This window comes from Peptidiphaga gingivicola, assembly GCF_001652275.1.
GTDB classification, from domain to species: domain Bacteria; phylum Actinomycetota; class Actinomycetes; order Actinomycetales; family Actinomycetaceae; genus Peptidiphaga; species Peptidiphaga gingivicola.
The window spans coordinates 832,462-844,657 of record NZ_LVZK01000001.1 but is presented as its reverse complement, the minus strand read 5'-3'; the positions used below and the strand labels follow the sequence as shown (position 1 = coordinate 844,657).

General features: G+C 64.0%; 6 protein-coding genes. All 6 read right to left on the bottom strand.

All coding sequences use genetic code 11. From position 1 onward, the window contains the following. Nucleotides 1-933 precede the first annotated feature (933 nt). The gene (locus A4H34_RS03450) at nt 934-2,694 is read right to left on the bottom strand and encodes an alpha/beta hydrolase (RefSeq protein ID WP_231870934.1); all 1,761 of its coding nucleotides are present in this window, start codon (nt 2,692-2,694) and stop codon (nt 934-936) included. A 287-nt stretch (nt 2,695-2,981) separates the two neighbouring features. Continuing rightward, nucleotides 2,982-4,697 (bottom strand): alpha/beta hydrolase, encoded by a 1,716-nt coding sequence (locus A4H34_RS03440; protein WP_009197739.1) that lies wholly within the window; start codon nt 4,695-4,697, stop codon nt 2,982-2,984. A 730-nt stretch (nt 4,698-5,427) separates the two neighbouring features. After that, complete coding sequence (locus tag A4H34_RS03435) at nt 5,428-6,996, bottom strand: alpha/beta hydrolase (protein WP_082903029.1); 1,569 nt, start codon at nt 6,994-6,996, stop codon at nt 5,428-5,430. Between the two features lie 223 nt (nt 6,997-7,219). Continuing rightward, nucleotides 7,220-8,602, bottom strand: a complete 1,383-nt coding sequence (locus A4H34_RS11210; RefSeq protein WP_064231088.1) for a DNA polymerase III subunit delta' — start codon at nt 8,600-8,602, stop codon at nt 7,220-7,222. After that, complete coding sequence (gene tmk, locus A4H34_RS03425) at nt 8,599-9,231, bottom strand: dTMP kinase (protein ID WP_064231087.1); 633 nt, start codon at nt 9,229-9,231, stop codon at nt 8,599-8,601. Before tmk ends, A4H34_RS11210 begins: the two co-directional genes overlap by 4 nt. Before the next feature lie 3 nt (nt 9,232-9,234). Further along, complete coding sequence (gene topA / locus A4H34_RS03420) at nt 9,235-12,156, bottom strand: type I DNA topoisomerase (RefSeq protein ID WP_064231086.1); 2,922 nt, start codon at nt 12,154-12,156, stop codon at nt 9,235-9,237. Nucleotides 12,157-12,196 lie beyond the last annotated feature (40 nt).

Here is a 12,196-nt window from a genome sequence, read left to right as displayed (position 1 = left end):
GCGAACTTGTCGGACTTCCCGGCGAACTTGCCGGACTTCCAGGCGAGCCGGACGGGCTGCCTGGCGAACCAGTCGAACCTCCCGGCGACGTCGTCGAGCCGCCCGGCGACCGACCCGCAGACGGGCTCGCCGCCGCCTTCTCCGCACGAACGCCCGCGTCGGCACGGGCAAAGGCGTCCGCCCCCGACGACGCCGCACCCAAACGCACTGGCGAATCGCCCGCGCGCATCGACGCAGCGTCCTCGTGGTCCGGCGAAGCACCGGCCACTACAGGCTGAGCGACGATGGCCAGGGCAAAGGCCGATGCAGCCGCAAAAGGATGCAACAAACGCCTGAATGTTTTCATCTCTTCTCCCAAATTGATTTAGCCGGTTGCACCCACCTCGCTAAGCGGATGCAACCCATATGAAGGACCGAAACCCGGGCGACTCGCCGGAGTTTTACCCGCGGTGACGCTCGTCGCGGGCCGTGAGACCGACACAGACACACAAGCGTCAGTCCAGACACAAAGCCCAAAACATTGTATCTCTGTAGTTGCTATTTTACTTGTTCCCCGCAGGCAGCGCCACCGTTTTCAAAACCTTCCTATGAGGTAGAAGAGAATGGCGATGAATCAAGGGAAATTCAACCGACGTTCGATCAAAAAACGTCGCCGACAGAAAGAGCATCTACTATACGTAATTTTTGCGACCTGTTTGCGTTGAATAACGTCCCCAGCACACCCGAAGACGAAATATCACACTCGAAAGTAAAAAGAAGGCGACATCGGCCGTTAACTCATATCGAAGTCAACGGCCGATGTCGCCCGCGGTTTATCTGCGTCGCAAGGCCGACGTCAGCGTCGCGCACAGCTCGTCTCCATCGCAAGGCCGACGTCAGGATCGTCGGCGCCAATGGTCATTCGACGGGCGGCGCAATACGTTCGGCAGCTCCCTATCTTTGCCCTTGCTTCTGTTCCACCGGGCAAACCAACCCGTCCTTCGGAACCCTTCCGGTCAGGAGATAGGCATTCACTTGATTTTCGATGCACGCGCCAGACCGCCCGTAGGCCGTGTGTCCGTCGCCCTCCCACGTCAACAGCACGGAGTTCTCGAGTGTCCTGTGCATGGCCTTCGCCCAGCGATACGGCGTCGCCGGATCGTGCTTCGTGCCGATGACCACGATCGAAGCCGAACCCTTCGCTCTGAATGCGCCGAGACCGGCCTTCGGATGATATTTTAGATTTCTGCAAACCTGAATCACTTTCGTCGTCCAGGGATCGTACCCGCCGAAGACGGAAGCTCTTTCTTTGAGCTTTTTATTGTACTTGGCGTAAACAGAGTCCGGCTCTTTCGCGTAATCTGCGCAACTGATCGCGAGGAGCGACTCCATCATATTGCTCTCGTCATTCGGCGTTTGCGGGCCAGACAGCTCCAGAAGCTCGGTGCCGTCATTTTTCTCGATCAGCTTGCCAAGTGCTTGATCCAAACCAGGCCAAGCTTCGTCCCGGTACATCGCCCACCTCACGGACGCCATCAGGTTGGAGCGCGTGAGCGGACGGGCCGGGTTCGACGTCGGGAACGGTTTCTTCGCCGCCTGGTCGAACAGGGCGCGCATCTTCTTCTTGGCTGCTTTGACGGTGGTCCCAAGAGGGCACTTGCCGCCGTCGACGCATCTTTTCGCGTACCGCCCGAACGATTCATCGACGCTCAGAGTCCCCTCGTAGAGCAAGCGTGCGTTTCCAAGTTGGGTGTTGACGGCGCCGTCGAGCACCATCCTGCCCACCTTCTTCGGGAACAAGTCGGCATACATCCCGCCCAGCTCGGTGCCGTAGGAGAAGCCGAGATAGTTGAGCTTCTTGTCGCCCACCAGCCCGCGCAAAACATCCATATCGCGGGCCGCCGACTCCGTGCCGACGTGCGGAAGCAACTCACCCGACCGCTTCTCGCAGCCGTCCGCGATTTTCTTGGCCGCTTCCTGCTGTTGCTGCCGACCCTTGGCCGTGGACAGGTCGTAGTCTGCATCCAAGAAGAACGCGTTCAAAGCGGCGGCGTCGGCGCATTTGACGGGAGTGGAGGCGTCGACCCCTCGCGGGTCGAAGCCGACCACGTCGTACTTATCCAAGATTTCGGGCTTGAGGCTTTTCGAAAGAGAGGCTGCCTTTTCTATGCCCGAGCCGCCGGGGCCGCCGGGATTGACGAACAGGCTCCCGATCGGCTTGCCGCTCTTGGCGGGAACCTTGAGCATGGAAATCGTGATCGTCTTGCCCTCGGGCCTTTTGTAATCGAGCGGAACTTGCGCTTGCGCGCACTGCAGGCCGGCACGATCTTTGCCTTTGCATTCAGACCACGTCAGCTTCTGCCTGTAGAACTTCTCCAACCCTTTCGGGGCATCGCTTTCACCGGTACCCTTCGGTCCGCGGTTTGAGGTGTTCGCGCTGCCATTCGAGCCATTGCTTGAGCCGTTCGCCCCGCTGTTCGATCCGACGTTCGGACCATCCGCGTATGGGCTCACCGACGTCGCCGACGTCGCAATTGTGTCCGCTTGCGCCGGCATCGCGCCTAAAGCGAGGCTGACGCCGATCAATCCGGCAAACGAAGCCGTCGCAAGCCGCGCAGACCTCGACCTCGCGGCAGAAAACGGGCGTTGCCGCACGGTCTTGTCGGGGTTGCCCGCCCGCGGCCATGAACTCGTTGAATTCGTTGTCTCACTCATGGCTCCAGTTTGGCAAGAGCCGGCCACCCGCGAACATACGGCCTCCAGGCCAAGACGACAGTCGCAACAGCCCGAAGTGCCGGGTGGGGATATCCCCACCCGGCACTTCGGGCCGCGCAAGCCGTGCAAAGGAGCCTTTGGGCTCAAGCCATAAGAGCGTCGAAGGCGAACCCTAAGAACGTCGAAGGGTGCGTCCCGCACAGCGGCGGAACGCACCCTCGAAGTTGAATGACGCAGGGGCGTCGGGCTCGGCGCATCCCGTGCAGCGGCGGGACGCACCCCGCCCGCTACCGGATGACAGGGGGCGGTTGGCTCTCCGGGGAAAGCTTGTCCTTCACGGAAGCCTTCCGATCAAGGTCGCCTTGCTTCTGCGCTTCTTGCCCCTGCTTCTGTTCCACGGGGCAAACGAGGCCGTCCTTGGGGACCTCGCCGGTCAGCAGATACTTGTCGACCGGGCTCTGGATGCAAGAGCCGGCCCTGGAGTAAGCAAGGTGCCCGTCGCCCTCCCATGTCAGCAACACCGAGTTGCTCAGACTCTTGTGCAAAGCCTGCGCCCACGAATACGGCGTCGCCGGATCGTGCCTCGTGCCGATCACCACGATCGGAGCCGCCCCCTTCGCAGTGTACGGTCCGGGATTCGACTTCGGATGATACGGCAGAAGGCTGCAAAGGTCAGTCCCTTCTCCATCGCTGCCCGCGCCGAAGAGGGGGGCCTCCTTCTTCAGTTTCTCTTGATACTTTTTAGTTACGGACGGCGAGGAAGCCGGATAATCCGCGCAGTTGATCGCAATCCTGGCCTCGTTGCTGTTGTTCTTGAACTTTCCGCCCTGGCGCCCGCTTGCAAGGTCATACCATCCCAAAAGGAAGGATCCGTCATTGTTTTTGATCAACTGACTGAGCCCTGTATCCAGATAGGGGCGATATGCGGTGCTGTACATCGCAAGCATGACGCCGTACTTGAGTATGTTCCGATTGAGGGGCCTCTTGGGATCGGCCGTCGGGAACGGCTTCTTGAACGCCTGATCGAACAGGGCTCGCATCTTCTTTTTCGCCGCATCCACAGAAGACCCCAACGGACAGTTCCCGCCCTTCACGCAATACTCCGCGTAACGCTCGAAGGCCTTCTCGAAGCCGATCGTCAGCTCGTATCCCATGCGCGCGTCGCCGAGCTGTGGGTCGAGGGCACCGTCGAGGACCAGCCTGCCTGCCTTCTTCGGGAAGAGGTTGGCGTACATGCCGCCCAGGGAGGTGCCATAGGAGAAGCCGAAGTAATTGAGTTTCTTGTCGCCCACAAGGCCGCGCAAAACGTCAAGGTCCCGTGCGGCCGACTCCGTGCCGACGTGCGCAAGCAAGTCACCCGACTTGTCCTTGCAACCCTTGACGAACTTCTCCGCTTGAGCCTTCTCCGCCTTCTTTCCCTCCGGGGTGGACAGGTCGAATTCAGAGTCGAGGTACTTCCCCAGCTCGGCGTCGCTCACGCAATCGACCGCAGTCGAGGAACCGACCCCGCGCGGATCGAAACCCACAATGTCGTATTGGTCCCGGAGAGCCTTGCTGAAGATCTTGTCCGCGCCTGAAACGAGGTCGATTCCCGATTCTCCGGGACCGCCGGGGTTGACAAACAGGCTCCCGATCGGCTTGCCGTTTGCCGCGGGAACCTTCGCCATGGCGACGGTGATCGTCTTGCCGCCGGGCTTCTTGTAATCCAACGGAACCTTCACATTCGCGCACTGCATCTGGGGCTTGTCCTTGCACGGCGCCCAAGCCAGCTTCTGCTTGTAGAACTTTTCAAGCCCTTTCGGAACGTCCCCGGCTGGAGCTTCGTTCGGTTTGCCCGACGACGCATCCGCGGACGGGCTCGCAGTCGACTTCGCCGCAGGAGCCCGCCCGGCGCCGACGTGAGCCGACGCCGCTTGAGCCGCCACCGGCTGAACGACGGCCGTCAGAGCCAATGCCGAAAGTGCAGCCAAAGGCTGCAACAATCGCGTCATTTTCTTTTTCATCTTCCCTCCCAAACGGGTAGAAAACCGAAACCCACGCCAATTCTCGGGATATTCACGAATGCCACACCCACCGCCAAGACGCTCGGCGCGGGCCGAGAGACCGGTGCGTTGAACAGCTTCGGCCCATGCACCGTCTTTGTCGCTGCATCTCTCTAAAGATTCAGCCTACAGGATCGAACGGTTGCGAACTGCGGGTTTTCCACTCCTTCCCTTGAGGTAGAAGGGGAGGCAATGGCGACAAGAGACGACAGTGGCTCTGAAAGACGGAAGAGGCGATAAAAGCAGGAGAGACGAGAAGAGGGGAAGAGACGATAAGGGGCGGAAAGAACGATAAAGACATGGAAGAAATTATTTACGACCGAAGGAAGGGCGAGGTAGAAGAATGGACAGGGTAAGCATCTCGCGAAAGGACAACGACAGAAGAAAAATAAGATGGCCCGCAGGGAAACTGCGGGAAATAAATCAAGTTCCATCTAGTGGGATGAAGAAAAATACAGATAAAGGGAACACCTAAAACAAGGCAGGTTCAAAACGAAATTAGAATTTTGCGCAGGACCGGTGCAAAACACAGGCGAAACGACGTACAAAACACAAACAAAATATTGCGCAGGACCGGTGAAAATGCAGGCGAAACGTAGCGCAGGATGCGCGACAAAGACACCCGCATACAACAGGACGGGCGCCGCGCGGCCCAAGAGGCTCATGCGGCGCTCGCCCTGCGCGCTGCGACTCAGTTTCCCAGCTTTGAGGAGGCAGGGCAGACGAGGCCGTCCTGCGGGACCTTTCCGGTGAGAAGATATTGGTCTACCGGGTCGTTCAGGCAGGAGCCCGCTTTTCCGTAGGCTGTGTGTCCGTCGCCCTCCCACGTCAGCAGCACCGAGTTGCTCAGCGTCTTGTGCAAAGTCTGCGCCCACTGATACGGCGTCGCCGGATCGTACTTCGTGCCGATCACGACGATCGGAGCCGAGCCCTTAGCCTCGTACGGTCCGGGGTTGGCCTTCGGATGGTAGGGCCAGAGCGAGCATCTATCGGTTTCCTCCATCATCGACGAGCCGAAAACGGGCGCCTCCGTCCGCAGCTTATCGGCGTACTGTTGATACTCGGCGCTCGGCGAAGGCACATAGTCGGCGCAGTTGATCGCCCAGAAGGCTTCCTTGCCGTTGTTCTTGAACTTGTTTCCTTGGCGCTCCTCAAACAGGTCGTAGTACCCTAGGATGATCGAACCGTTGTTCTGCTCAACCAGCTGGGAGAGCCCCTGATCCAGGTAGGTCCAATACGATTCGCGGTACATCATGCTTATTACGGTAGAGTATAGCGCGGCTCTATTGAGGGGTCGCTTGGGATTGGCCGTCGGGAAGGGGCTCTTCAGCGCCTGGTCGAAAAGCGCCTTCATCTTCGCCCTGGCCTCGTCCACAGAGCCTCCGAGCGGGCATCGGCCAGTGTCCACGCAGTGCTGCGCGTAATGTTGGAAGGCGGTTTCGAAGCCGACTACCTGCTCGTACCCCATGCGCGCGTTGCCGAGCTGTGGGTCGAGGGCACCGTCGAGCACCAGTCTGCCTGTCTTCTTCGGGAAGAGGTTGGCGTACATGCCGCCCAGGGAGGTGCCATAGGAGAAGCCGAAGTAATTGAGTTTCTTGTCGCCCACGAGGCCGCGCAAAACGTCAAGGTCCCGTGCGACCGACTCCGTGCCAAGGTACGGAAGCAAGTCGCCCGACTTCTCCTGGCATCCCTTCGCCTCCTGCTCGGTGATGGCTTTGTCCGTCTGCCGCCCTTCCGGGGTGGAGAGGTCGACGTCGGTGTCGGCGATCTTGGCCAGCTCGGCGTCGCTCACGCAATCGACCGCGGTCGAGGAGCCGACCCCGCGCGGATCGAAACCAACGATGTCGTATTTGCTCCGAACGGAGGCGCTGAAGGACTCGGAAGCGTTGGCCGCCAAATCGATTCCCGAGCCTCCGGGGCCGCCGGGGTTGACGAACAGAGTCCCGATCGGCTTGCCGCTTTTGGCGGGAACCTTCATCATGGCAATGGCGATCGTCTTGCCGCCGGGCTTCTTGTAATCCAGCGGAACCTTCACATCCGCGCATTCGTTGGCCGGATGCTCCTTGCACTTCGACCATGCGACCTTCTGGTTGTAAAAGTCCCCTAGCTTGTCAAACGCGGTTGCGCTCGGCGATTGGTTTCCTCTCGGCGATGCGCCGCCGGCGGAGCCGTTGTCATTCGAGGCGCCGAGGTCGAGGGAACAGCCAGCGAGCAGCATGGCTGCGGCGAAGAAGGACGCCATAGGCTTGCGAAGGTTCATTCTCCTAAACTACCTGATCGTCTTGCGAAACGCAGTCCGCTTGCGGGGGCATGGCACCCCAGCCGCAGCCGCGGGAAGCCGGCCGGATGGGTTGAAGTTCACGCCGAGGCGGGCGCCAGTCCCGAATCCGGCGGCAGTCGACGTCCCTGCAGACCGTGACGAGTGTCAGCCCTGCGGGCGGTCGCGGGCGTCGGCCCGTCAGCCCTGCGGGAATCGGCGGGTGTCAGCCCTGCGGGCGGAGGCCGACCATCATCGCCTCGAGCGCGAGCAGCGGCGCGACGTTTCCCGCCAAGCGCGTGCGAGCCTGCGAGATCGCGTCCATCCGGCGAATCGACTGCTCGGCCGAGGTGCTCGCGGCGACCTCGGCGATCCGGTCGGCGAAGTCGCGGTTGACGAGGGCGACGTCGGCCCCCAGCTGGACCGTGAGGACGTCCCTGTAGAGCGAGAGAAGGTCGACGAGGGCGCGATCGAGCCTGTCGCGCTGGGCGCGGGTGGCGCGGCGCTTTTGGTCCTCGCGCAGGGCGGTTATCTGCGCGGACACGGCGGGAGGGACGCGCCCCCCTTCTTCGACGCCGAGGGATCGGCGCAGCTCGGCCTCCTCCTCGGCGAACTGGGCGGCCAGGGCGTCGCTGACGGCTTTGGCCCCGGACTTCTTTTTGGCGGGCTTTTTTCCCGATTTCGCGGTCGAGGCGGAGTTCCGGCCGCGCCCGCCGCCGCGACTGCCCGAACCGATTCCGTCGCGTCCGCCCGATTCGCCGTCGTGATCGGCCTGCGGCCCCGCCTCTCCGGCGCGCGGCCCCGCGTCGAAGCTCGCGGCGGGGCCGAGGAGGGCCTCGGCGGCCTCTGGGCTGTAGTTGAGAATGCGGTGAGCGGCCAGCACGGCGTCGCCCGCGCCTCGGATCGAGAGCGTCTCGGTGAGAATGTAGGCGCGTTCGCGGGCGGCCTGTGCGTCGGTGGCGAGGGCTCTCGCGCGGCCGACGTGCGATTGAGCTGCGAGCGCAGCGTCGAGCGCCCGTTCCGGGGGAACGCCGTCGCGGCGAACGAGCAGATCGGCGACGTCCTGCGGGCTTGGAACGGCCAGGCTGACTTCGCGGCAGCGCGAGCGGATCGTCGTCATGACGTCTTCGGGCGAGGGCGTGCACAGCATCCACACGGTGAACGGCGGAGGCTCCTCGATCGCTTTGAGCAGCACGTTCGTGGTGCGCTCGAGCATCCTGTCGGCGTCTTCGATGACGACGACGCGCCACGGACCGCTTCCCGGGGAGACATACGACCTGCCGACAAGCTCGCGCGTGCGCTCGACGGTGATGAAGACTCCGCGGGTCGCCACCGATTCGACGTCGGGGTGCTTGCCTTCCATTACCGTGTGGCAGGCGTGGCATTGGCCGCACCCGGGTTCCGGTCCGGTGCATTCGAGGGCCGCGGCAAATGCCCTGGCCGCGACCGACCTGCCCGAACCCGGCGGCCCTGTGACGAGCCAGGCTTGGGCCATGGCCGAATCGGCCCCGGCGGCGGTCTTCCCGGCCAGCTCGCGAGCGGCCGCGGCGGCTTTTTCAAGCTGGGCGCGCACGGCCCGCTGCCCCACCAGCTCGTCGAAGACGCTCACGGCTCGCCGCCCCCGGGCCGGCGGCCTTCGGCTTCCAACGCCTCGGCCACGCGTGCGCGGACCGTTTCGGCGATCCGCTCACGCGGCTCCGTCGCGTCCACGGTGAACCAGCGTTCGGGTTCGGCCGCGGCGAATCGGAGGTATGCCCTGCGGACGTCCTCGTGGAACCGCGCGCCCGCCGCCTCGATCCTGTCGAACGAGCCGCCGAGACGGGAGGCGAGCGCCTCGGCGGGAAGGTCGAGGAAAACGGTCAGGTCGGGCATGAGCCCTTCCGTGCCCCACAGCGACAGGCCGCGCACCTCGTCCTCGCCGAGCGTCCTCCCGGCGCCCTGGTAGGCGGCGGAGGAATCGATGTACCTGTCGGCGAGAACGATCGCGCCCCGATCCAGGGCCGGGCGCACGACCGTCGCGACGTTGTGCGCCCTGTCCGCCGCGTACAGCAAGGCCTCTGCCCTCGGAGAGACGTCGCCGCCGTGCAGGAGCAGCTTGCGGATATGGCGCCCGAGCTCGGTTCCGCCGGGGTCTCTGGTTGTGACGACGTCGAAGCCGCGCCCGCGCAGCCATTCGGCGAGCAACTGCATCTGGGTGGTCTTGCCCGATCCGTCGCCGCCCTCGAAAGTGATGAACATCGGCTACTTCTCGTCCTTGGCGGCGGCCGCCGCAGACGACCTGGCTGCGGATTTTTTGGCAGCGGCTTTCGAGGAGGCTGTTTTCGCGGCGCCGGTTTTCGAAGCGGATGCCTTCGCGCCCGCAGACTTCGTCGAAGCCTTCCCTGCGCTCGCCGCCTTGCCCGAGGCGGTTGTGCCCGAGGCAGCCTTGGAGGCCGCTTTGCTCGAAGAGGCCTTGCCGGAGGCGGACTTCGACGCCGACTTGCCGGACGCGGTTTTCGACGCCGACTTTGACGCGGTTTTCGACGAGGTCTTGGCCGAGGCCTTTTTTCTGGCAGGCTTCTTCGCCGGGCCCTTGGCTCGCCGGTCGGCGAGCAGCTCGTAGGCGCGCTCGGGCGTGATCGTCAGCGGGTCGTCCTCGCGGCGAAGGGAGGCGTTCGTCGTGCCGTCGGTGACGTACGGGCCGAAGCGGCCGTCCTTGAGCAGAACCGTGACGCCCGCGACGGGGTCGGTTCCCAGCTCGCGCAGGGGCTCCTTCGCCGTGGCGCCGCGCCGCTGCTTGGGCTGGGCAAAGAGCTCTTTGGCCTGGTCGAGGGTGACCGTGAAGATCTCGTCCTCGCTGGCCAGCGACCGCGAATCCTTGCCGCGGGTCAGGTACGGCCCGTAGCGGCCGTTGTGGGCCAGGATCGTCTCGTCGCCGTCGTCGCCCACGACGCGCGGAAGCGAAAGCAGCTTGAGCGCGTCCTCGAGCGTGACCGATTCGAGCGCCATCGAGGAGAAAAGGGAGGCCGTGCGCGGTTTGGGCGGCTTCTTCGACGGGCGGCCGGTGGGCGTGAGCGCCACTTCGCCCTCTTTCGGCACATCGGTGACGTACGGGCCGAAACGCCCCGCTTTGGCCAGCACCTTGCGCCCGGTTTCGGGGTCCACCCCCAATTCGCGCCCGTCGAAACTGCTTTTGTCGAGCAGCTCGCGGGCCTTGGCCAGGGTCAGCTCGTCGGGGGCGATGGAATCGGGGACGGAGGCGTTGCGGGCTTCCGCGCCCTCGCGCTCCTCCTGGACGTACGGCCCGTAGCGGCCCACGCGCAGAACCACGCCCTCGCCGAGGTCGATCGAGTTGATGGCCTTCGCGTCGATGTCCCCCAGGCTCTCGACCTGCCCTTCGAGGCCGAGCCGCCCCTCCTGGCCCTTCCAAAAGCGCGTGAGATATTCGATCCGCCGCTCTTCGCCGGATGCGATGCGGTCGAGCTCGGTCTCCATGTCGGCCGTGAAGTCGTAATCGACCAGCTCGGGAAGATTCTCCTCCAGCAGGCGCACAACCGAAAAGGCCGTCCACGTGGGCACGAGCGCCTGGCCGCGGCGGTCGACGTACCCGCGGTCGGTGATGGTCGAGATCGTGGCGGCGTATGTGGACGGGCGCCCGATCCCAAGCTCCTCCATGCGCTTGACGAGCGAGGCCTCGGTGTAGCGCGGCGGAGGCAGGGTCGCGTGGCCGTCCGCGGCCGCCTCGAGCGTGCGCAGGGCCTCCCCCTCCTTGACCTCCGGCAGGCGCGCGTTCTCGCGGTCCTCGTACCGCTTCGCGTCGGCCGACTCCTGGTAAACGGCCATGAAGCCGGGGAAGGTGATGATCGTTCCCGACGCCGCAAACGTCGCCTCGCGCGCCCCGGCGGCCCCGGCGACGCCGACGTTGACGCGGACGGAGGCGGTCTGGCCGCGGGCGTCGGCCATCTGCGAGGCCACCGTGCGTTTCCAGATGAGCTCGTAGAGCGCGAACTGGCTGGCCGTCAGATCGCCCTTGACCTGGGCGGGCGTGCGGAAATGGTCGCCGGCGGGCCGGATCGCCTCGTGGGCCTCCTGCGCGCCCTTGGACTTCGTCGCGTACAGCCTAGGCTTGTCCGGCAGCGACTCCTGCCCGTACATCTCCCGAATCTGGCTTCTGGCAGCCGAAACCGCCTGCTCGGAAAGGTTGGTCGAGTCGGTTCGCATGTACGTGATGTAGCCGTTTTCGTAGAGCGACTGGGCCGTGCGCATGGCGTCGCGCGAGCTCATGCGAAGCTTGCGGGAGGCCTCCTGCTGGAGGGTCGACGTCGTGAAAGGCGCGGCCGGTCGGCGGGTGTACGGCTTCGTCTCGACGGAGGCGACCGTAGCGTCCGCGCCTTCGAGGGCCGCGGCGAGCTGTTCGGCGTCGTCCTTGCCGAGGGCCCGCACGCCTTCCTTGGCGGCCTTGGCGGTGAGTTTTCCGGCGTCGTCGAAGTCCCTGCCCGCGGCGACACGCACGGAGTCGAGGGCTGTGAGCTTGGCCGAAAAGTCCTGCTTCTCCTTGGCGAAAACCGCCGTCACGTCCCAGTAGGAGGCGGCGACGAAGGCCATGCGCTCGCGTTCGCGCGAGACGACCAGCCGCGTGGCCACCGACTGCACTCGCCCGGCCGAGAGCCCGGGCGAGACCTTGCGCCACAGGAGGGGCGAGACCTCGTAGCCCACGAGGCGGTCGAGGATGCGGCGCGATTCCTGGGCGTCCACCAGCTGCGCATCGAGCTGGCGGGGATTGTCGAGCGCCCTGGCGATGGCCTCCGGCGTGATCTCGTGGAACACCATGCGCTTGACCGGGACCTTCGGCTTGAGCACCTCGTTCAGATGCCAGGCGATGGCCTCGCCTTCGCGGTCCTCGTCGGTTGCGAGCAGCAGTTCGTCGGCCTCTTTGAGCAGCTTTTTCAGCTCGGCGACCTTCTTCTTCTTGTCGGGGTCGATCACGTAGTAGGGCTCGAAGCCCGCTTCGATGTCCACGGAGAACTTCGCGTAGGGGCCCTTTTTCATCGACGCGGGCAGCTCGGAGGGCTGGGGGAGGTCGCGAATATGGCCGACGGAGGCCTCTACGGAGTAGTCCGATCCGAGATAGCCGCTGATGGTGCGAGCCTTCGCTGGAGACTCCACGATCACAAGTTTGCTCACGCTGTTTCCTTCAGGACGACGGAGGGGTTGCTGGCGCCAC

Coding starts and splice junctions, on each gene's coding strand:
- A4H34_RS03450 (WP_231870934.1), bottom strand. CDS start 2,694: ATGAGTGAGACAACGAATTCAACGAGTTCATGGCCGCGGGCGGGCAAC.
- A4H34_RS03435 (WP_082903029.1), bottom strand. CDS start 6,996: ATGAACCTTCGCAAGCCTATGGCGTCCTTCTTCGCCGCAGCCATGCTG.
- A4H34_RS03440 (WP_009197739.1), bottom strand. CDS start 4,697: ATGAAAAAGAAAATGACGCGATTGTTGCAGCCTTTGGCTGCACTTTCG.
- tmk (WP_064231087.1), bottom strand. CDS start 9,231: ATGTTCATCACTTTCGAGGGCGGCGACGGATCGGGCAAGACCACCCAG.